Source organism: Hymenobacter cheonanensis (assembly GCF_030581075.1).
Classification (GTDB): Bacteria; Bacteroidota; Bacteroidia; order Cytophagales; family Hymenobacteraceae; genus Hymenobacter.
On the sequence record NZ_JAUQSW010000004.1, the window covers coordinates 190,073 to 210,481 of the forward strand.

Annotated in this window: 16 protein-coding genes; 13 read left to right on the top strand and 3 right to left on the bottom strand. The window is 63.1% G+C overall.

The window, feature by feature from the left end; all coding sequences use genetic code 11:
* Nucleotides 1-71: 71 nt before the first annotated feature.
* The 10 genes from glf to Q5H89_RS09680 all read left to right on the top strand — a co-directional run bounded on the left by glf (nucleotide 72) and on the right by Q5H89_RS09680 (nucleotide 12,636).
* The gene (gene glf / locus Q5H89_RS09635; RefSeq protein WP_305019094.1) at nucleotides 72-1,250 is read left to right on the top strand and encodes a UDP-galactopyranose mutase; all 1,179 of its coding nucleotides are present in this window, start codon (nucleotides 72-74) and stop codon (nucleotides 1,248-1,250) included.
* Between the two features lie 105 nt (nucleotides 1,251-1,355).
* The gene (locus Q5H89_RS09640; protein ID WP_305019095.1) at nucleotides 1,356-1,547 is read left to right on the top strand and encodes a hypothetical protein; all 192 of its coding nucleotides are present in this window, start codon (nucleotides 1,356-1,358) and stop codon (nucleotides 1,545-1,547) included.
* Nucleotides 1,548-1,716: 169 nt separating this feature from the next.
* Complete coding sequence (secA, locus tag Q5H89_RS09645) at nucleotides 1,717-5,136, top strand: preprotein translocase subunit SecA (protein WP_305019096.1); 3,420 nt, start codon at nucleotides 1,717-1,719, stop codon at nucleotides 5,134-5,136.
* Nucleotides 5,137-5,238: 102 nt separating this feature from the next.
* Nucleotides 5,239-6,705: a hypothetical protein gene (locus Q5H89_RS09650; RefSeq protein WP_305019097.1), complete on the top strand. Its 1,467-nt coding sequence runs from the start codon at nucleotides 5,239-5,241 to the stop codon at nucleotides 6,703-6,705.
* 98 nt (nucleotides 6,706-6,803) lie between these two features.
* The gene (gene deoC, locus Q5H89_RS09655) at nucleotides 6,804-7,472 is read left to right on the top strand and encodes a deoxyribose-phosphate aldolase (protein ID WP_305019098.1); all 669 of its coding nucleotides are present in this window, start codon (nucleotides 6,804-6,806) and stop codon (nucleotides 7,470-7,472) included.
* Nucleotides 7,459-8,043: a sporulation protein gene (locus Q5H89_RS09660; protein ID WP_305019099.1), complete on the top strand. Its 585-nt coding sequence runs from the start codon at nucleotides 7,459-7,461 to the stop codon at nucleotides 8,041-8,043. Before deoC ends, Q5H89_RS09660 begins: the two co-directional genes overlap by 14 nt.
* Before the next feature lie 143 nt (nucleotides 8,044-8,186).
* On the top strand, nucleotides 8,187-9,365 hold the full coding sequence (locus Q5H89_RS09665; protein ID WP_305019100.1) for a M20 metallopeptidase family protein: 1,179 nt from the start codon (nucleotides 8,187-8,189) through the stop codon (nucleotides 9,363-9,365).
* A gap of 45 nt (nucleotides 9,366-9,410) precedes the next feature.
* Nucleotides 9,411-10,235: a hypothetical protein gene (locus Q5H89_RS09670; protein WP_305019101.1), complete on the top strand. Its 825-nt coding sequence runs from the start codon at nucleotides 9,411-9,413 to the stop codon at nucleotides 10,233-10,235.
* A 220-nt stretch (nucleotides 10,236-10,455) separates the two neighbouring features.
* The gene (locus Q5H89_RS09675) at nucleotides 10,456-10,902 is read left to right on the top strand and encodes an Hsp20/alpha crystallin family protein (protein WP_305019102.1); all 447 of its coding nucleotides are present in this window, start codon (nucleotides 10,456-10,458) and stop codon (nucleotides 10,900-10,902) included.
* Nucleotides 10,903-11,127: 225 nt separating this feature from the next.
* Nucleotides 11,128-12,636: a trypsin-like peptidase domain-containing protein gene (locus tag Q5H89_RS09680; protein ID WP_305019103.1), complete on the top strand. Its 1,509-nt coding sequence runs from the start codon at nucleotides 11,128-11,130 to the stop codon at nucleotides 12,634-12,636.
* A 159-nt stretch (nucleotides 12,637-12,795) separates the two neighbouring features.
* Here Q5H89_RS09680 and Q5H89_RS09685 read toward each other — a convergent pair whose 3' ends face one another.
* A complete protein-coding gene (locus tag Q5H89_RS09685; RefSeq protein ID WP_305019104.1) occupies nucleotides 12,796-14,544 on the bottom strand; it encodes a T9SS type A sorting domain-containing protein in 1,749 nt (582 codons plus the stop codon).
* A gap of 275 nt (nucleotides 14,545-14,819) precedes the next feature.
* On the opposite strand from Q5H89_RS09685, the gene Q5H89_RS09690 reads away from it, so the two are divergent.
* Nucleotides 14,820-15,239, top strand: coding sequence for a hypothetical protein (locus tag Q5H89_RS09690; protein ID WP_305019105.1), 420 nt, complete (start codon nucleotides 14,820-14,822; stop codon nucleotides 15,237-15,239).
* A gap of 58 nt (nucleotides 15,240-15,297) precedes the next feature.
* Entirely contained in the window at nucleotides 15,298-16,899 is a 1,602-nt protein-coding gene (gene amaB / locus Q5H89_RS09695; protein WP_305019343.1) for an L-piperidine-6-carboxylate dehydrogenase, read from the top strand.
* A gap of 94 nt (nucleotides 16,900-16,993) precedes the next feature.
* Here the strand turns inward: amaB and Q5H89_RS09700 are convergent, their stop codons facing one another.
* Nucleotides 16,994-18,160, bottom strand: a complete 1,167-nt coding sequence (locus Q5H89_RS09700; protein WP_305019106.1) for a cytochrome-c peroxidase — start codon at nucleotides 18,158-18,160, stop codon at nucleotides 16,994-16,996.
* A 255-nt stretch (nucleotides 18,161-18,415) separates the two neighbouring features.
* Between Q5H89_RS09700 and Q5H89_RS09705 the strand changes: the two genes are divergently transcribed.
* Entirely contained in the window at nucleotides 18,416-19,582 is a 1,167-nt protein-coding gene (locus tag Q5H89_RS09705; RefSeq protein WP_305019107.1) for a hypothetical protein, read from the top strand.
* A gap of 246 nt (nucleotides 19,583-19,828) precedes the next feature.
* On the opposite strand, the gene Q5H89_RS09710 is transcribed toward Q5H89_RS09705, so the two are convergent.
* Nucleotides 19,829-20,374, bottom strand: a complete 546-nt coding sequence (locus tag Q5H89_RS09710) for a hypothetical protein (protein ID WP_305019108.1) — start codon at nucleotides 20,372-20,374, stop codon at nucleotides 19,829-19,831.
* Nucleotides 20,375-20,409 lie beyond the last annotated feature (35 nt).

Genomic DNA, 20,409 nt, shown 5'->3' on the forward strand with positions numbered 1-20,409 from the left:
CCCACCCGCCTACCCATAAGCTACCGAATACGTATAAACTTCTAATCTTACCTCCTCTAAATTTTCCTCCCATGTTTGACTATCTCATCGTCGGGGCCGGCTTCGCTGGCAGCGTGCTGGCCGAACGGCTAGCCACCCGCAGCAACAAAAAAGTGCTTGTTATCGACAAGCGTAGCCACATTGGGGGAAATGCCTATGACCATTATAATGAGGATGGTATCCTGATTCACAAGTACGGCCCGCACATCTTTCACACCAACTCGAAGGACGTATTTGACTACCTCGGCAACTTCACCGACTGGCGCCCCTACGAGCACCGCGTGCTCGCCTCGGTAGATGGCCAACTGGTACCGATGCCGATTAACCTCGATACTATTAACAAGCTCTACGGCCTGAACCTGACCAGCTTCCAGGTAGAGGAGTTCTTTGCTTCGGTAGCCGAGGAAGTACCCGTAGTGAAAACGTCGGAGGACGTGGTAGTGAGCAAGGTGGGCCGTGAGCTATACAACAAATTCTTCAAAAACTACACGAACAAGCAGTGGGGCCTAGACCCCTCGCAGCTGGATAAGTCGGTGACGAGCCGCGTACCTACCCGCACCAACCGCGACGACCGCTACTTTACCGATACCTACCAGGCCATGCCGCTGCACGGCTATACCCGCATGTTTGAGAAGATGCTCGACCACCCGAACATCAAAATCATGCTCAATACCGACTATCACGAGGTTATTAAATTTATCCCCTTTAAGGAGATGATTTTCAGTGGCCCGGTAGACGAGTATTTCGACTTCCAGTTTGGCAAGCTGCCCTACCGCTCGCTCGAGTTCAAGCACGACACCCTGAACAAAGAGCAGCACCTGGCCGCGCCGGTAGTAAACTATCCCAACGAGCACGCTTACACCCGCATCACCGAGTTTAAGGCTCTCACCGGCCAGAGCCACCCTAAAACGGCCATCGTGTACGAGTACCCGCAGGCCGAGGGCGACCCCTACTACCCGGTGCCCATGCCCGAAAACGCCGAGCTGTATGCCAAATACAAAAAGCTCGCCGACGAAACGCCTAATGTACACTTCGTAGGCCGCCTGGCTACCTACAAATATTACAACATGGACCAGGTGGTAGCCCAGGCTTTGACTTTGTATAAGAAGCTGACTGACAAAGAAGAAGCTAACAAGCCCGTGCGCCCGGCCATTGCCGGCTCCACGGCCCTGGTGGAGAAGCTCGTGAACCGCGAGCCGGCCAAAGAATAAGTATAGTGCGAGCCAGGCAACGCAGGCTCAGCTAATCCGTTAGAGAAATGGTGGTGCTTATCGGTTGATAAGTGCCACCATTTCTTTCTTTTAGCCCCCTGCTTTATGTCTTTCCGCACCGCTTTTGCCGCGCTGGCTCTGTCAGTTGTTGCGCTGGCCGCCCAGGCTCAGTATCATGACCGCGACCACCACGACCGTGGCCGCCACGAGCGCCGCCACTACGACCGCCGGGCCCCGCGCCGCGTGGTAGTGGTGCAGCCGCGCCGCAACGTGATTGTGGTGCCGCGCCACCGCTAGGCCACCCGGCGGCAGTATTTTGCCACCTGCCAATATTTCCGCCTCGTAAAACCCTGCACTCTTTTTGAGAGTGTGGGGTTTTATAGTTTAGGGCTAGTCGCCCGGTTCGGCGGGTAGGCCGTAAATTTGCCCAATACGCGCTGTCCTTTTTAGTCAATTTGTTTACCCAATGTTAGATTTCTTCGGCAAAACCGTCGCCAAGCTGTTTGGCTCCAAGGCAGAAAAGGACCTCAAGGACGTGGTACCTTACGTGGCCCTCATTAATGCGGAATATGCCAAACTGGCCGGCCTCACCGATGACCAGCTGCGCCAGCGCACTCAAGAGGTGCGCCAGCAAATTGACGGCAAGCTAGCGGGCATTGATGGGCAGATTGCTGGCCTGCAAAGCCAGATTGACACCCAGCCCAATCTGGATGTGAGCCGCAAGGAGGCCATCTTTGAGCAAATCGACGCCCTCGAAAAGCAGCGCAACAAAGACCTCGAAGCTGCCCTCACCGACGTGCTGCCCCAGGCCTTTGCCATTGTGAAGGAAACCGCCCGCCGCTACGCCCAAAACGGCCAGCTGGTAGTAACGGCTACCGACATTGACCGCGACATTGCCCGCACCAAGTCGAACGTGACCATCGTGGGCGACAAGGCCACTTGGAGCAACAAGTGGCTGGCCGCCGGCGCCGAGATTACCTGGGACATGGTGCACTACGATGTCCAGCTAATTGGCGGCGTAGTGCTGCACCAGGGTAAGATTGCCGAAATGGCCACTGGTGAGGGTAAAACACTCGTGTCGACCCTGCCCGCGTTCCTGAACGCGCTGGGCGGCCGCGGCGTGCACCTCGTAACGGTAAACGACTACCTGGCCAAGCGCGACTCGGAGTGGAATGCGCCGCTGTTTGAATTTCACGGCCTGACGGTGGATTGCATCGATAAGCACCAACCCAATACCGACGCCCGCCGCAACGCCTACCTGGCCGACATCACATACGGCACCAACAACGAATTTGGCTTCGACTACCTGCGCGACAATATGGCCCGCGACCCTAGCGAGCTGGTGCAGCGCAAGCACCACTACGCAATGGTCGACGAAGTGGACTCCGTGCTGATTGACGATGCGCGGACGCCGCTCATCATCTCGGGCCCCGTGCCTAAGGGCGACGTGCATGAGTTCTTGCAGCTCAAGCCGCGTATTCAGCGCTTGGTAGATGAGCAGAAAAAGCTGGTGCAGAACTACTTGGTGCAAGCTCGCAAACTCATTGCCGAAGGCAAAACCGGCGCCGAGGAAGGCGGTAAAAACGGCGATGGCGGGCTAGCCCTGTTCCGCGCCTACCGCGGCCTGCCCAAGAGCAAGCCGCTCATCAAATTCCTGAGTGAATCGGGGATGCGCGTGGTGTTGCAGCAGGTCGAGAACCACTACATGGCCGACAACTCGCGCCAGATGCCGGAGGCCGACAAGCCGCTGTTCTTCACCATTGATGAGAAAAACAACCAGATTGAGCTGACCGAAAAAGGCATTGACTTGATTACGGCGCAGGGCGAAGACCCGCACCTGTTCATCATGCCCGATATCGGCGTTGAAATTGCCAACATCGAGAAGGCCGAAGCCCTGACTGCCGAGGAGAAGCTCCAGCAGAAGGAGCAGCTCATGAGCGACTACCAGGAAAAAAGCGAGCGCGTACACACCGTGAACCAGCTCCTGAAAGCTTACACCCTGTTTGAGCGCGACGACCAGTACATCCTGAGCCAGGAAGGCAAGGTGATGATTGTGGACGAGCAGACCGGCCGCGTAATGGAAGGTCGCCGCTACTCCGACGGCCTGCACCAAGCCATCGAGGCCAAGGAAGGCGTGCGCATCGAAGATGCCACGCAGACCTACGCCACGGTGACGCTGCAGAACTTCTTCCGCATGTACCACAAGCTGGGCGGCATGACCGGCACGGCCGAAACCGAAGCCGGCGAGCTGTGGGAAATCTACAAGCTCGACGTGGTGGTGATTCCGACCAACCGGCCCATCTCGCGCAAAGACGACCACGACAAGGTGTACCGCACGGTGCGCGAGAAGTACAACGCCGTAGCCGAGGAAATTCAAGCCCTAGTGCAGGCCGGCCGACCCGTACTGGTTGGTACGACTTCAGTTGAAATATCCGAGCTAGTGAGCCGGATGCTGAAGCTGCGCGGCATCAAGCACCAGGTGCTGAACGCCAAGCAGAACCAGCGCGAAGCTGAGATTGTGGCCGCCGCCGGCTACCCCGGCACCGTGACCATCGCCACCAACATGGCCGGCCGCGGCACCGACATCAAGCTCCGCGAGACCTCGCGCGAGGCGGGGGGGCTAGCCATCATCGGCACCGAGCGCCACGAAAGCCGCCGCGTCGACCGCCAGCTGCGGGGCCGCGCCGGCCGCCAGGGCGACCCGGGCTCGTCGCAGTTCTTCGTGTCTTTGGAAGACAACCTGATGCGTTTGTTCGGCTCGGAGCGCATTGCCAAGCTCATGGACCGCATGGGCATGGAAGAAGGCGAAGTGATTCAGCATTCGATGATTACCTCGTCGATTGAGCGCGCCCAGAAGAAGGTAGAAGAAAACAACTTCGGCACCCGCAAGCGCCTGCTGGAGTACGACGACGTGATGAACGCCCAGCGCGAGGTGGTGTACCGCCGCCGCCGCAACGCCCTCTTCGGCGAGCGCCTGGAGCTGGATATTCTTAATTTGATTTATGACGTGAGCGAGGACATCGCCGCCGGCCATAAAATCACGAACGACTTTGAGGATTTCAAGCTGGCCATCATCAAGGACTTCGGCTACGATACGCACATCACGGCCCAGGAATTCAGCGCCCTGACGGCCGAGCGCCTCACCCAGAAGCTCTACGACGAAGCCACCGGCTACTACGAAAGCAAGAACGAGCACATCGGCCAGAACTCGCTGCCGATGATAAACGACCTGCTGAGCCAGAACACACCTTACGAGAATATTGCCATCCCGTTCACCGATGGCCACAAGCACACGCAGGTAGTTGCCAACCTGCGCAAGGCGCAGGCTAGCAACGGGTTGGATATTATTCGCCAGATGGAAAAGGGTGCCGTGCTCTCGACCATCGACGAGGCCTGGACCCAGCACTTGCGCCAGATGGACGACCTCAAGCAGGTGGTGCAAAACGCAGTGTACGAACAGAAAGACCCGCTCCTGGTGTACAAGTTCGAGGCCTTCGAGCTGTTCAAGCGCATGCTGGCTAAGGTGAACCACAGCACCAGCGGCTTCCTCTTTAAGGCCGACGTGCCGGTGGCGGCCGAAGCCGGCTTTGCTGAGCCGGATTTCTTCTACGAGGATGACATTTCGGAGCCGCTGCCCAAGCTGAAGGCCGAGAAGGCGGTGTCGGACGTGAGCCTCGGCGCTGGCCAGGAAGACCTCGACCAGGCCGCCGAGCTGGGGCTAGCCCCGCCCATCAAGCAAGAGCCGGTGCGCAGCCAGAAAATCGCTAACCGCAACGACAAGGTGACCGTGCAGTACATGGACGGCCGCGTGGTGCGCGATGTCAAGTTTAAGACGGTGGAGGAAGACCTCGCCGCCGAGCGCTGCGTGCTGGTAGAAGAGGCGTAGTTGCTTAAACTATTGGTAGAATAGAAAAGGCCCGCTCGTGCGGGCCTTTTCTATTGCTGGCTGGTGCAAGGGTATATTCACTGAATAAACCCGGCAGATTAAATGATTCGACAGCTGTTTATCCTCTTTGCGTCAGCAGTACTGCTGCTGGCTGGGCTAGCGGCGCGGGCACAGGCCCCGGCCTGGCAAGACATAGAGCCGCTGCCGAATTATAACATAGATGCTACCGCTGCTGCGGCCAGTGGGGATGTGTATCTGGCGGGCACGCTCCTGCACTATGCCGATGATGGAAACGCCGACCCCGTAAGGGGCCCAACCTACCTGGGCAGCAACGCTTTTGTAGCTAAATGGAGCGCCGCTACCCGGCGCATAGCCTGGCTGGTGCCAACGGGTACCGCTTACGAAGACTACGCCACTGCCCTTGCTGTTAAAGGGGACACGGTGTACGTAGCAGGTTCCTTTTTGAAGGAAACCGAGGGGTTTGGCCGCCCGCTGAAAGCTATCGGTGACCGCGACGTATTCGTCACCCGTCTCATCGACCACGGCTCCCGCGCCACTGTCGACTGGACGCAGCAGCTAGGGTATCTGAACAGTCATACGACAGTTAGCTTCTTAACGCTGAGCGGCTCGGCGCTCTACCTGGCCGGCAACAGCCAGACCCATCTGGATAGCCTCAGCGCTAAAACCGGCAAAAGCGTGCCGCACGGCTATACGTTCGTGGCTAGGGTAGCCGCCAACGAGGCCACCGGAGCCATCAATTGGCGCCGCACCTGGCCCACCGATGTTGACTACCACGCGCTGGTGGGGCTAGCGGCCCAGCCGGGCAAAGTGTACCTGGCCACCACTACCTGGCAGCAAACGCCCCCGCGCACCCAGCCCCTGGAAGGTGCCCACCAGGAAGGCGCGTTGCCGCACAACGCCGACTATCGCCTGCACCTTACCCAGCTCAGCGACCAGGGCCAGGCCTGGCACCTCGACTGGACCCGCACCGAAGCCGGGGCCGCTACCGGCCTGGCCGTGGCGGGGGCGGCGCTCTACGTACTGGGCCGCGAAGATGCCGACCGTGCCTTCGAGGCCCCGCATCAGCCGGCCGTGGCTCCCGCGGCATCGGGCGATATGTTCTTGGCTAAGCTCTCGCTGGCTAACCCCGCCGCCCCGCCGGTGTGGGTGCAGCGCCTGCCCGGCAGCGGCTTCGACGAAAATAGCATCCTGAAGGCCGTGGCCGTGCGCGGCGAGCGGGTGTACGTGGGGGGTACTTTTGGCAGCCCGCAGCTAGCGCTGGGCCCCTGGCTGCTAACCAATGCCAAGCCGTACTCAGGAGGAGAGCGCAATTTGTTTGTGGCCCAGCTCACCGACTTCGGGGCTAGCAGCCGCTTTGATTGGGCCCAGCGCATGGGCAACGAAAACTATGCCCGGCTGCGGGCATTCGCGCTGGTGGGCGCACGGTTATATGTGAACGGCCACTACCAGGGCTATCACGGCCAGCCGGTATTGCTGGGCGAGCAGCAGTTTTTACTGCGCAACGACCACGAAGTATTGTTGCAGGGCTGGCTGCCGGTGGGCAACTAAAAGCCGAGGCTACGCCTGGGTAGCTGCCTGGCCCGCTGAGCGCTATCGGCCCGCTCGCTACCGGATGCCTCTGCCCGTGCCCGCCGTACCTTTGCCCCATGCCCAACCTCGCCGCTACCTTCGACCACACCTTGCTGCGGCCCGACTGCACCGAAACCCAGATAATTCAGCTTTGCCAGGAGGCCCGGCAGCACGGCTTTGCCAGTGCCTGCGTGCCGCCGTGCCACGTGGCGCTGGCCGCCCGCGAGCTTAGCGGCGCGAGCGTGGCGGTGTGCACGGTTATCGGCTTTCCGCTCGGGTATAGCAGCAGCCGGGTCAAGTTTCGGGAAGCCGAAATAGCCCTGGCCGAGGGCGCCACCGAGCTGGATGTAGTGCTGAACGTGTCGCTGCTCAAATCGGGCCAGCTCGACGCCGTAAAGGCCGAAATTGAAGACCTCGCTGACCTGGCCGACGTGCACGACGCCCTGCTCAAGGTCATCATCGAAACGGCCCTGCTGAGCGAGGAGGAGATGGAAACGGCCGCCAGGCTCTGCGCCGAAGCCGGCGCCCACTTCGTGAAAACCAGCACCGGCTTTGCCAGCCGCGGCGCCTCGGTGGCCGATGTGGAGCTGCTGCGCCGCGTGCTGCCCGCCGGGGTGCGCATCAAGGCGAGCGGCGGCATCCGCACCCGCCAGCAGGCCCTGGCCATGCTGGCCGCTGGCGCCGACCGCCTGGGCACGTCTAACAGTTTGGCTATTTTGCAGGAAGATGAAAATGCGCCTTCGTAACGCCGTGTTATTCTTGAGTTTGCCGCTGTTGGCGGCCTGCGCGGCTACCTCTCCGGCCGCCCCCGCTGCCCGCGCCCAAACGCCGGCCGACACCACCCGCAAGCCCGTGCCGGCTAGCCCCACCGAGGATGTGGCCAAGTATCGGCCCGTGTTTGCGGCGCCTGCGCCTGCTGGCCCTGCAGCGGCTGGCTTGCCCCGGCCCGCTAGCCCCACCGCGCCCACTAGCCGGCCCGCGGCCATCCCGCCGCCCACCAGCCACGTGACGGCGCAAGTGGAGCAGCGCCTGCGCGACCAGGCCTTCACCAACCAGAACGTGAAGTACGCCAGTGGCTTCCGGGTGCGGGCCTACCTGGGCCTGGAGCGCGACCAGGTGATGAATATTCGCCGCCAAATCATCAGCCGCTACCCCGACGAGACTGACTATATTACCTTCAAGCAGCCCGTGTACCGGCTCTATGTAGGCGACTACCTCACCAAGCTCGACGCCGCGCGCGGCCTGGCCCGGGTGCGGCAGTTTGTGCCGCGCGCCGAACTCGAGCCCATGCAGGTGCTGCTGAATAAGGTACCGTAGCGAACCATATAAAAAAAGGAACGTCCTGCTCATCTGGCGTCCGCTTGCCGAAGCAGCTCGCTCGTGCCGCTAGGGTCACTACCGTATCGATGCGAGCGAGAGGCGTCACTGCGTCCAGCAGGACAATAAGTTAGGATTGTGTTATGCTTGATACCTTAAAATCCCGCGCCGCGGCGCTAGCCCCCGAGCTGTCGGCCGTGCGCCGCCACCTGCACGCCCACCCCGAATTGTCGTTCAAGGAAACCGAAACCTCGGCTTTTGTGACCAAACAGCTGCAAGCCATGGGGCTGGCCCCCTACGCCGTGGCGGGCACCGGCGTGGTGGCCCTCATCGAGGGGCAGCCGGGCGGGCCGGTAGTGGCCCTGCGCGCCGACATGGATGCGCTGCCCATTCAGGAGCTGAGCGAGGTCGAGTATAAGTCGCAAAACCCGGGCGTGATGCACGCCTGCGGCCACGATGTGCACACCACCTGCCTGCTAGGGGCTGCCCGCCTGCTCACCGAGCAGCGCGCCAACTTCCGGGGCACGGTAAAGCTGATTTTCCAGCCCGGCGAAGAATTGCTGCCCGGCGGCGCCTCGCTAATGATAAAAGACGGCGTGCTCGAAAACCCCGCCCCGGCCGAGGTGCTGGGCCAGCACGTGTTTCCGCGCCTGCCGGTGGGCCAGATTGGCCTGCGGCCGGGCCGCTACATGGCCAGCACCGACGAGCTGTACCTGCGCATCAAGGGCCAGGGCGGCCACGGCGCCATGCCCGAGCTTAACCTCGACCCGGTGCTGGTAGCGGCCCACCTTATTGTGGCCGCCCAGCAGATAGTAAGCCGCCGCGCCAACCCTAAAATGCCCTCGGTGCTAAGCTTTGGCAAGGTCATCGCCAATGGCGCCACCAACGTCATCCCCGACGAGGTGTACATCGAAGGCACCTTCCGCACCCTCGATGAAGCCTGGCGCGACGAGGCCCACCGGCACCTGCGCCAGCTCTGCGAGGGGCTGGCCGCCAGCATGGGCGCCGTGTGCGAGCTGGAAATCCGCCGGGGCTACCCCTGCCTCGACAACAACCCCGCCGTGACGGCCCGCGTGCGCGCCGCCGCCGAGCAGTACCTGGGCGCCGAAAACGTGATTGAGCTTGACCAGTGGCTGGCCGCCGAAGACTTTGCCTACTTCTCGCAGGCGGCGCCGGCCTGCTTCTACCGCCTCGGCACCCGCGCCGCCGATGGCCGCTTTGCCGCCTCGGTGCACACGCCCATCTTCAATATCGATGAGCAGGCCCTGAGCCTGGGCGCGGGGCTTATGGCCTGGCTTACCTTGCAGGAGCTAGGGGGCTAGTCGGCTCTTAATCAATTTACTGCCTGGCATTATTATTCCTGATTTATGCGTTATCTGCTACTGGCCGGCCTGCTACTGGCAGCTTCGGCTGCCGCTGCCCAAACTACCCGCACGGTGCAAGCCACCGAGCTATGGCCGGAGGCCCAGGGTGAGCTAGCCCTGCAAAACGGCGATTACCTGCTGCTAGGCCTGCGCGGCGAGCGTTCGCAGGCCGATAACTCTTACACGAACAACAACCGCAGCCTGGGCTTCAACGCTTACCGGCTCATGGCGGGCTACGAGCATTTCTGGAGCCCGGCCTGGAGCGTGGGCGGCACGCTGCGCCTCACCGGCGGCCCGGGGCAGCTCAACCTGCTGGTACCCGAGGTATTGCTGCGCCACCGCTCGCCCATTTTCGGGGGTATCACCTTTGGCCAGCGCCTGAGTGTGGAACGGCTGTTTTTCGTTAATACCCAAACCGCGGCGGGCATTGAGGGCCAAACGTGGACGCGCCTGCGCCTGGACCTCGAAAAGCTGCTGCCCCTGGGTACCGAGGCCGCCGGCCTGGCCCTGCGCCCGCGCCTGAGCTACGAGGCCAGCACCCACCTGCGCCTGCAAAAAGCGGCCGGCGACCCTGACGAGCGCACTATCCAGTTTACCAGCCTGCGGGGCGAGCTAGGGGTGCGCGTGTCGCCGAGCTTTGATTTTACGCCGTGGTTTGCCTACCAGACGAGCTATGGAACGTCTCTACCCCAATATGATAATAATGGGAATCAGGTGCGGGGCGGGAAGTACAACGACGTATACCCTACGGTGGGGCTCGACCTGCGCTACACCCTGCTGCCAGCCGGCGGCAAAGCTGCCCGGCAGCAGCTGCCCACGCAACACTAAGGCAAATATGATGTCAAATTGGCATCAAATAAAAATATCTAAAACACTTTTAATTTCGTTGAAAGGCATTTATTAGGGAATTTAACTCGGTTGAGTTGGCTGGTTGATGTAGCGGCGAAGACATTTTGTCGTTATAAACAGTCCGGCATAAAATTTAAGGAGTACTGGTAGCGCTGCCCGTCAGGCGGTTCGCTGTTAACCTAAACATCTTCCTTTTATCATGTCTGCCCTTTTGTATAATAACCGGCCTGCCGTTCGCCCTACCCGCGCCTTCAACTCCATGCTGAGCGAGCTGCTGCGTGATGCCCAGCCGGCCACTCCCCAGCCTTCGACCTCTTTCGTGCCCGCCGCCGACATCTTCGAAACGGCCCAGGGCTTTGAGCTGCACCTGGCCCTGCCGGGCGTGGCTAAGGATGCCGTGAGCATCGACTTCCAGGACAACCAACTGGTAGTAACCGGCAGCCGCCCCGCCCCGGCCACCGAGGGCGAAGACGCCCCCAAGCTGCGCCGCGTAGAAACCCGCTTCGGCGAGTTCCGCCGCACCTTCCGCCTGCCCGAAACGGTGAACGTGAAAGCCATTACGGCCGAACTGGCTGATGGCCTGCTGCGCGTAACGCTGCCCTTCGACACCGAGAAAGTAACCAAGCAGCACATCGAAGTGCGCTAGGCCGCTCCCGACCAGAAAGGCACCCACCGGGTGCCTTTTTTGGTCCGGGGTTTGTACAGAATCGGGCGGCACGCAACCGTTGCGCACTAGCCAGGCTCTTTTTTGCGTTGAGGCTGCGAAAAAGTAAACTCTTTGTTATTTTCGCGGGTACTAAATAGGGAGCCGCCTGGTGGCCGTGCTCCGTTTGCTGTTTCTTTCTTCCTTTCTCTTTTTAACTCAACCCCAATGCAAGCTAAACAAATGATGCTCGGCCTCTTGACTTCTGCCGTACTCGGTGGGGGCGTGGCCGTGGGGGGATACAAGCTGCTGGAATCCGAGCCGGGCAACGTGGCTCAAACGACGGTGGCTTCCGACCCCCAGGTTCGTTATACTTCGGCCATGCGTAGCAGTGCCTACGCCGCGCCCGAAGGCCTGAATTTTGTAGCCGCCGCCGCTGCTACCACGCCGGCCGTAGTGCACGTAATGACGGAGTACAAGGCTGAGCCCCAGCAGCAAAGCCGGATGCAGATGGACCCCTTCCTGCGCCAGTTCTTCGGCGACCAGTTTGAGGGCCGGCAGCGCGAGCCGCAGGGTGGGGGCGAAGGCTCGGGCTCGGGCGTGATTATTGCCGCCAACGGCTACATCGTGACGAATAACCACGTGATTGACAAGGCCTCGAAAATCACGGTGGTGCTCGACGACAAGCGCAAGTACGACGCCGAGCTGGTGGGCGCCGACCCCAGCACCGACCTGGCCGTGCTCAAGGTAAAGGCTGATAACCTGCCGTTTATCAAGTATGGCAACTCCGATGATGTGAAAGTAGGCCAGTGGGTGCTGGCCGTGGGCAACCCCTTCAACCTGAACTCGACCGTAACGGCCGGCATCATCTCGGCCAAGGGCCGCAGCATCGGCATTCTGGCCAAGGAGCAAAATGGCATGGGCGTGGAGTCGTACATCCAGACCGACGCCGTGGTGAACCCCGGCAACTCGGGCGGCGCCTTGGTGAACACCAACGGCGACCTTATCGGCATCAACTCGGCCATCTCGTCGCACACCGGCTCGTTTGAAGGCTACGCTTTTGCCGTGCCCAGCTCCATCGTGAGCAAGGTGGTGGATGACCTGCTGAAATACAAAGTGGTGCAGCGTGCCCTGCTAGGGGTGCGCATCCAGGAAGTGGATGCCCGCCTGGCTTCGGAGAAGAAGCTCAACACCCTGAACGGCGTGTATGTGCAGGGCCTGGGCGAGAAAAGCTCGGCCGCCGCGGCGGGCCTGAAGGTGGGTGACATCATCACCGACATCAACGGCATTCCGGTGAACACGGCTTCGCAGCTGCAGGAGCAGGTATCGCGCTTCCGCCCCGGCGATAAAATCAAGGTGAACTACCTGCGCGGCGCCAATAAGGAAGCCACGACGGCCACGCTCTACAACGCCTCAAACACCACGGCCGTGGTGAAAGAGCTGCCCGCCGAGGCTGCCATTACGTACGAAGGCGCCAAAATAACCCCGGTAAATGCGCGGCTGCAAAACCTGCTCGGCATTGAGGGCGGGGCCCAGATTACGGGCATCAAGGGCAGCAACTTCAAGGAAACCGGCATGGCCGACGGCTTCATCATCACGCGCATTGATAAGAATGCCGTGCGCAAGCCGGGCGATGTGCAAGCCTTCCTCGACGAGGCCAAGGACAACTCGGGCGCGCTCGTAGAGGGCGTGTATCCCGATGGCCGCAAGGCCTTCTACCCCATCGGCCGCGAGTAGTCGCTAGCCGCTGTTTCGCAAAAAAGCCCCCGCCAGCTACTGGCGGGGGCTTTTTTGTGGCTGTCAAATTTCCAGCGGTCAGGGCTGGCCGTCCTGATAAGGTCAAGGGCACCGACACAGACAAGCCGTCAAATTTCCAGCGGCTACGGCTGGCCTGTGCTAGTCTACCGCCAGGTGCGTGGTAGCGGTGGTGCCGCCCGCCGCCACGCGCAGGGCGTACACCCCAGGGGCTAGCCCGGTAAGGTCAAGCTCGGTAGCAGCTGCACTGGCCGCCGCCGGGGCCAGCCGCGTGCGCACCACCCGGCCCAGCGCATCGAATAGCGTAAGGGTGGCCGGGCCGCCGGTGGTGGGTAGCACCACGGTAGCCCGGCCGTGCGCCGGGTTGGGGTAGGTGAGGAGCGTAGCAGCCGTAGCGGCAGCAGGCACCGTAGCCAAGGCCTCGGCCGACCCCAGCGTAGCCGCGAAGCTCGTGTAGTAGGGTGCATTTGTGGTGGGGGTAAGGGCGCCGAAAGTGGCCGGCTGGCTGGCATCGCCCCCCACGTAAAGCAGGTTGGGCGCGGGCAGCAGGGCCAGCGTGCGGGCATTGTCTTCGGCAGGGCCGCCGGCCGTCTGGACCCAGCCGAAGCTGGCGCTGGCCCCGGCATCGGGCAGGTACGCCACAAACCCGTCGTAGCTCCCCTGGCTGGTGCGGCTGAGGGCGGCGCTGCCAAAAGTGGCCGTGCCCTGAAAGCTGCCGGCCACGTAAACCCGGTTGCCGGCCACGGCCAGGCTGCGCAGGCGCTCATCGGCCGGGCCGCCCGCCCGCTGGGCCCATTGAAAATCGGCGCCGGGGCCCGCATCCACGAGCTTGGCCACGAAGGCATCGTGGCCGCCCGCCGTAGCAAGGGTTTGATTGCCAAAGCTGGCCGTGCTGCTGTTGAAGGTGCCGGCCACGTAAAGATTTGGCCCCACCGCGGCTAGGGCCGTGGTATAGTCGTAGCCGGTGCCGCCCGCCCGGCGCACCCAGCCAAAGCTGCTGCTGGCCCCGGCATCGGTGAGCTTGGCCACAAACACATCGGGGTTGGGGAAGGTGGGCACCGGGTCGGCATTGGCGAGGGTGAACGGGCCGAAGGTGGCCGTGCCGCTGGTGAAATTGCCCGCCACGTACACGTCGCTCCCCACCACGGCCAGGGCCACGGCGTAATCGTCGCGATTGCCGCCCGCCTGCTGCGCCCACACCGGCGCGGCGCCCGTGCCGGCATCGGTCAGCTTCAACACAAACGCGTTAGCGCCGAATACGGAGTCGTAATCGCGCAGCAGCGTGGTGCCATCCATCGCCAGCCGCCCGTTGAACGAGCCGGCCAGGTACAGGCTGCTGCCGGCCACCACTAGGGCATTGGCGCTGCCGCCACTGGTTTGGAAGCCGTGCGCCCACACAAAGCTGGCGCTGCTGCCCAGGTCGGTGAGCTTGGCGATAAACGTGCCGCTGCCGCCCAGGGAAAGGGTTTGCACGCTGAGGCTGCCGAAATAGGTGATGTAACTGTTCGAGACGCCCGTAACGTACACCGTGTTGCCGCTTACGGCCAGCGCCGTTGCAAAGTCGCCATCGTTGCCGCCCATGCGTTGGGCCCACACAAACTGGCCGGTAGCCGGGCTCCACTTGGCTATAAAAGCATCCTGCAAGCCCTCGCAGGGCAGCGTAGTAGCCCCGAAGGTAGCCGGACTGTTGTAGTAGGTGCCGGCCACGTACACGTTGCCGCTGGCATCGGTAGCCGAAGTAGTGATTGAAGAAATGCCACCACTAGCCAGCACAGCCTGCCGCCAGGCCGGCGCCTGCGCGGTGGCCAGATGCGGCAGTACGGCCACCAGCAACAACAGCTTCAGCAGCCGCAGCGGGCTGCCAGGCCCGGCAAAAAGTAGAAAAGCCATGCGGAAAAGGGGTAAGGGTGAATGAGTAATGAAAGCCCGGCCGGGGCAGCCTGCGGGCGGCCAGCCCACCGGGCCGGCGGCAATGCGAAGATATTCGGCAGCCAAGCCAGCGTTGCAGCCCGCCGGTTATTTTTTGCCAGCCCCCCCGCCGGCCGCTGTGCGCGTTAGCACGCTTGCCAACCAGCCCGCCGCCGGCCCCTCTGCTAGCCGTGCCCCGCGCCGGCAATGCCCAAACCCGCTAGTTTTGTACTGGCGCCTCCGAGCGCCTGCTGCTTATGTCTACACCCGCTACTTACGCCCCCGATAGCTTTACCATCGACTACCGACCCGAGCAGCATTTGCTGGTGGGGCGCTGGCTGCGGCCCGCGCCGCTGGCCGAGCTAAAGGCCCACTACGCCGCTTTGCTGGCCGCCGCCGTGGCCCACGGCCACTGCCGCCACTGGCTGCTCGATGTGCGCCGCCGCCACATCAACGATGCGGCGGCCATTGCGTGGTTTGGCGAGTTCAGCCACCAGCTGCCCGAGGCGCTGGGCCAGCCCGTGGCGCTCGCCTACTTCGCGATGGTAGACCAGCGCGCCGCCACCGAAAACGCCGGCCTGCGCGAAAACATGCGCCAGGGCGCCGTGCAGGGCAATCGATACTGCTACTTCAACCAGGAGAGTGAGGCGCTGGCCTGGCTCTTGCAGCAGCCCTAGCCCGGCGGCGGCCCTGCTACCTTTGGCTTCTCCCACCCCTTTGTTTTTTCCCTTAGATATGAAGCAGGCCCTCGAAGAAGCCACCACCCCCGACGTAACCGTGCCGCACCCGCACCAGGACCCCCACGGCATTCGCGACGTGCTGCGCCAGCTCGGCGTGCAGCCCGAAAACCCGGCCTACAGCACCGGCCGCGCCTGGGGCGGGGCTAGCAACGCCTCAAGAATAATTGTGTCGCCGGCTGATGGCCAGCGCATTGCGGCCGTTGCCCAGGCCACCGTGGCCGACTACCACACCGTGGTAGCCGCCGCCGAGGCCGCGTTTCCGAAGTGGCGGCTGGTGCCCGCGCCCCAGCGCGGCGATGTGGTGCGCCAGATAGGGCTAGCCCTGCGCCAGCACAAAGAAGCCCTGGGCAAGCTGGTGAGCTACGAGATGGGCAAAATATTGCAGGAAGGCCTGGGCGAAGTGCAGGAGATGATTGACATCTGCGACTTTGCGGTGGGTTTGAGCCGGCAGCTGCACGGCTTCACCATGCACTCGGAGCGGCCCGCGCACCGCATGTACGAGCAGTACCACCCGCTAGGGGTGGTGGGCATCATCTCGGCCTTCAACTTCCCGGTGGCCGTGTGGAGCTGGAACGCCATGCTGGCCGCCGTGTGCGGCGATGTCTGCATCTGGAAGCCTTCGGAAAAAACGCCGCTGGCCGCCGTGGCCGTGCAGCACCTCATCGAGCAAGTGCTGGCCGACAACGACGTGCCCGAAGGAGTCTTCAACCTCGTGCTAGGCCACGCCGACGTGGGCCAGGCCCTGGCCGCCGACGAGCGCGTGCCGCTGGTATCGGCCACGGGCAGCACCCGCATGGGCCGGGCCGTGGGCGCCGCCGTGGGCCAGCGCCTGGGCCGCGCCCTGCTGGAGCTAGGGGGTAATAATGCCATCATCCTCACCCCGCAGGCCGACCTCGACATGGCCATGCGCGCCATTGTGTTTGGGGCGGTGGGCACGGCCGGGCAGCGCTGCACCACCACGCGCCGCCTCATCATCCACGACAGTATTTACGACGAGGTAACCCAGCGCCTGCTGGCCGCCTACGCCAAGCTGCCGGTGGGCCACCCGCTGCAAGCCGGCACCCTGGTAGGCCCGCTCATCGATGCCGACGCGGTAACGCTGTTTACCAATGCCTTAGAGGCTGTGCAAAAGGAAGGCGGCACGCTGCTCACCGGCGGGCAGGTGCTGAGTAGCGCCGAGCTGCACGGCGGCCACTACGTGCTGCCAGCCCTGGTAGCCGCCGAAAACCACTACGCCACCGTGCAGGCCGAAACCTTCGCGCCCATCCTCTACCTGCTGAAGTACTCGGGCGGCGTGGAGAATGCCGTGGCGCAGCAAAACGGCGTGAAGCAGGGCCTCTCGTCGTCCATCTTCACCCTGAACCTGCGCGAGGCCGAAGCCTTCCTGGGCCACGCCGGTTCCGACTGCGGCATTGCCAACGTGAACATCGGCACGAGCGGCGCCGAAATCGGCGGGGCCTTCGGTGGCGAGAAGGAAACGGGCGGCGGCCGCGAGTCGGGCTCCGATGCCTGGCGCGTGTACATGCGCCGCCAGACTAACACCATCAACTACGGCACCGAATTGCCACTGGCCCAAGGTATTAAGTTTGATATCTAAGCTGCTAGCCTTGGCCGAAGCCAGGTGCTGACTGCGAACAAAAAACACGGCCACTGTGCCCTACCTGATGGGTAGGGCACGGTGGCCGTGTTGCTTAATTAATGTTACCGCCCACGGGTAGGCCGCTGGGTACTTTGGCCGGCACGGTGCGGTCGTAGCTGCTAGCCGTCAAGGAGTTGAGGAAGGCAATAATCGCCTGCTTGTTCGTAACGCGCGTCGGAAACTGCGCGTCGCGCTGGTTAGTAGCCACATGCGGGTTGGCCGAGCGCGACCCGCCGGGGCCGGGGTCGTAGAAATCGAGCACGCCCGCCAGGTTGGGCACGGTGCCGCTGTGCATGTAGGGTGCCGTGAGGGCCACATTGCGCAGGCTAGGGGTGCGGAAGGCGTAGGTGCCGTTAGCGCCCGTGTCCGAGGCCGCGTTCTTCGGGTTGTCGGCCACGCCCATTACGTGTAGCTGGTAGTCGCTGAGCATGGGGCCGCTGTGGCAGTTGGCGCAGCCGCTCTGCACAAACGCCTGCATACCCTGGACCTGCTCGGCGCTGAGCGCCGAGGTAGTACCGCGCATGTACTGGTCGAAGGGCGAGTCGGTGGCCACCAAACTGCGCTCGAAGCAGGCCAGCGCCTGGCTCAGGGTTGTGGCCGTGATGGGCTGCGTCCCCCCAAAAGCTGCCTGAAAAAGCGTGGTGTAAGCCGGCACGCGGCGCAGCCGCGCCACGGCCGAGTCGAGGGCCAGACCTTCGGCGTAGGCGTGGCCGCGCATTTCTTCCAGGGTGCTGAGCGGCCGCAGGGCCTGCGTTTCGAGCGACTGGGCGCGGCTGTCCCAGAACATGCTGGCCAGCGCCGGGTCTACGCTGCCGTTGGTAGTGAGGCCGTTATAGGCGGTATTGAGCACCGTTTGGGTGTTGCGCTGCCCGAACGGGATGGTGTTAGGGGCCTGGAAGTGCCGCGCGGTGCCCAGCCCCCGCCCATTCTCGCCAATGGCCAAATCCAGGGCGTCGGCGTAGCCGGTGGCGGGGTGGTGGCAGCTGGCGCAGCTCACATCCTTGCCGCCCGAGAGAATAGGGTCCCAGAACAGGGCGCGGCCCAATTCTACCTTGGCTGGGCTGCTGGGGTTGTCGGCCGGGGCCAGGGCCGCGAGGGGCAGGGCCGCCAGGTTGTTCGGAAAAGGCGAAGTAGCCTGCTTTTGGCAGGCAGCCGCCGCAACGAGCAGCAGCGCCGAGGCTAGCAAAGAAGTGAGCTGAGCAGTAGAGTTAGCGGCCATACCGTCGAAAGAGAAAGACGTGTAATCTATTTTAAATCTACTAATCAGGCCGCGCTGAAACTGCTGATTATCGACCATTTTGCCCCTTGGCCAGACGAATGGCTGACCGCCGGGAATGCCTCCTGCGCTCCGACACCGCCGGGCGTAAGGCAGCGGGTACCCAAAGAGAGGCTAGCCGGGCGTGCAGCGATACAGGCTAGCCAAGCGCCGCCCGCACCCGCGGCCGGGCGGCCAGGGTATCTTTGCCCAACGGCTATGGCAGCACTTTTTGAGGCGATTTTTACTTGGCTAGGGGCGCGGGTGGCGCACCGGCACTGGCGCTGGGGGCTAGCCGCGCTGTGCCTGCTGGTGGCGGCCACGTTTCAGTTTCCCAAGGTCAACCACGCCTACGCCCAGCTTTTTGCCCACACCGAGGCGCTCGATGAAAAGCTGCGCCGCATCGGCGAACAGATTGCGGCGCCCTTCGCCCGGCACTCCGATGTGTCGTCGACGCACCTGGCCAAGATGAGCTTTCGGCTGGCGGTGCCGCTGCTGGCTAGGGTGCTGCATTTGTCGCTGGCGCAGCTGCTGGCCTTGCAGGTGCTGGCGGGCTTCGCCGTGTTTTACCAGGTGGCGGGCCTGCTCGAAGCCAGCCTGCGCGACCGCGTGGCGGCGGCGCTGCTCACGCTGGGGCTGGCGCTCACGTACTTCGGCTACGAGTATACCTATGATTTGAGCGGGTATTTCGACGGACTGGGCTACGCGGCACTCATCGTGGCGCTGGGTTCGCGGCGCTGGCCGGCCATTTTTGGGCTGGTGCTGGCCGGCGGCTTTGTTGATGAGCGGGTGCTGGCCGCCTCGGCGCTGCTGGTGTTCTGGTACGGCGCCCGGCAGCACGAGTGGCAAGTGCCTGGCCTGCTGCGCTTTATATGCACGCGGCCGGCCACGGCGGTGTACGCGGCCTGGCTCGCCTACGGCGCGCTGCGGCTAGCCCTGGCCTGGCGCTACGGCCTGCACACGCCGGGCGGACTGGTGGGCGCGTCGGCGCTTTTCCACAGCAGCTGGCACGAGCTGCTGGCGCTGGGCTTCGTCACGGGCTTGTCGAGCTACTGGCTGCCGGTGGTGCTGGCGGCGGCCCTGCTGGCCTACCAGCGGCGGTGGCTGATGCTGAACTTGTTGCTGGGCAGCTTCGCGCCCATTTTTGGGGGAGCATTTGCCGTTACTGACATCACGCGCAGCCTGGCTTTTGGCATGCCGGTGGCGCTCATCAGCCTCGATTTGCTGGGGCGCCACACCACGCTGGCCGAGCGGCGCTACCTGGCACTGGTGGTGCTGTTCTTCGCGCTGCTTATTCCGGCCTATTTCACCACGGGCTACCTGCAATATGCCGGCCCGGTGTGGCTGGTGCTGCTACGGGCGCTGGCGGGCCGGTCGTATCAGTGAGTAGCCTTCGAGGCTGGCGCCGATGGCGCGGGGCTCTGCCCCGTGCCTATTATTGGCAGGCGTCTGGCCTGCGGGCGTAGGGTTGCTCGTGCAACGAGTGCCGGCCAGAGGCCGGCGAAATAGTAGACACGGGGCAGAGCCCTAGCCAGCACGCTGGTGCGCGAGCTAAAAAAAACGGCCGGCTAAATAGTAGACACGGGGCAGAGCCCCGCGCCATCGGAGCTTTTAGCTGGCCTTAGCGCGAGGCTACTTGTCGTAGCGCACGTCGCCGTGGCCCTTCAGGATAAGGCCGTTGTTGTTAAAAACCACGTAGTAGAGCCGGTAGCGCTCGCCGGGCGTCAGCCCCAGCTTGGCATAGTCGAATGTTGTGGCGTAGTAGCCGCTGCCGGCGTAGCCGTGGGGCAGGCGCAGCACTTCCTTGAAGTCGCGGCTCACGAGCACGGCCGCGGTCGAAAACGGGCTGGGGCCGCTAGCCCCGTTTTTGCTGACGACGGCCCAGGTGGCCCCGGCGGCGGGGTTGGGGTACAGGGTCAGCCGGTCCAGGAAGCCGGTTTGCGGGGTGTCGTCGAGCGAGATGCTTAGCTCCGGAAACAGCGCCTTTTCCTGGGCGGTCCAGGTGGCGTCGGCGGTCCAGTCGGTGGGGTCCTGGGTGCCGTTGGCCATGCCACTGGCGTCGCGGTAGGAGATGCCGTCGCCGGCCCCAAAGTCGAGGCCTGGGCTAGCGTCGTCCGATTGGTGGTGGCAGGCGGCCAGCATCAGCCCAAGGGCGGCAACAAGTAAGGGTTTTCGCATAGCGGAAAAGAAATTATTCGACCAAGATACGCGCT

What these genes read in the sequence shown, in the direction of transcription:
- glf (WP_305019094.1), top strand. Translation starts at nt 72, where the DNA reads ATGTTTGACTATCTCATCGTCGGGGCCGGCTTCGCTGGCAGCGTGCTG.
- Q5H89_RS09665 (WP_305019100.1), top strand. Translation starts at nt 8,187, where the DNA reads ATGCTTGATACCTTAAAATCCCGCGCCGCGGCGCTAGCCCCCGAGCTG.
- deoC (WP_305019098.1), top strand. Translation starts at nt 6,804, where the DNA reads ATGCCCAACCTCGCCGCTACCTTCGACCACACCTTGCTGCGGCCCGAC.
- Q5H89_RS09700 (WP_305019106.1), bottom strand. Translation starts at nt 18,160, where the DNA reads ATGGCCGCTAACTCTACTGCTCAGCTCACTTCTTTGCTAGCCTCGGCG.
- Q5H89_RS09680 (WP_305019103.1), top strand. Translation starts at nt 11,128, where the DNA reads ATGCAAGCTAAACAAATGATGCTCGGCCTCTTGACTTCTGCCGTACTC.
- Q5H89_RS09690 (WP_305019105.1), top strand. Translation starts at nt 14,820, where the DNA reads ATGTCTACACCCGCTACTTACGCCCCCGATAGCTTTACCATCGACTAC.
- Q5H89_RS09685 (WP_305019104.1), bottom strand. Translation starts at nt 14,544, where the DNA reads ATGGCTTTTCTACTTTTTGCCGGGCCTGGCAGCCCGCTGCGGCTGCTG.
- Q5H89_RS09705 (WP_305019107.1), top strand. Translation starts at nt 18,416, where the DNA reads ATGGCAGCACTTTTTGAGGCGATTTTTACTTGGCTAGGGGCGCGGGTG.
- Q5H89_RS09670 (WP_305019101.1), top strand. Translation starts at nt 9,411, where the DNA reads ATGCGTTATCTGCTACTGGCCGGCCTGCTACTGGCAGCTTCGGCTGCC.
- Q5H89_RS09675 (WP_305019102.1), top strand. Translation starts at nt 10,456, where the DNA reads ATGTCTGCCCTTTTGTATAATAACCGGCCTGCCGTTCGCCCTACCCGC.
- Q5H89_RS09710 (WP_305019108.1), bottom strand. Translation starts at nt 20,374, where the DNA reads ATGCGAAAACCCTTACTTGTTGCCGCCCTTGGGCTGATGCTGGCCGCC.
- amaB (WP_305019343.1), top strand. Translation starts at nt 15,298, where the DNA reads ATGAAGCAGGCCCTCGAAGAAGCCACCACCCCCGACGTAACCGTGCCG.
- Q5H89_RS09650 (WP_305019097.1), top strand. Translation starts at nt 5,239, where the DNA reads ATGATTCGACAGCTGTTTATCCTCTTTGCGTCAGCAGTACTGCTGCTG.
- Q5H89_RS09660 (WP_305019099.1), top strand. Translation starts at nt 7,459, where the DNA reads ATGCGCCTTCGTAACGCCGTGTTATTCTTGAGTTTGCCGCTGTTGGCG.
- secA (WP_305019096.1), top strand. Translation starts at nt 1,717, where the DNA reads ATGTTAGATTTCTTCGGCAAAACCGTCGCCAAGCTGTTTGGCTCCAAG.
- Q5H89_RS09640 (WP_305019095.1), top strand. Translation starts at nt 1,356, where the DNA reads ATGTCTTTCCGCACCGCTTTTGCCGCGCTGGCTCTGTCAGTTGTTGCG.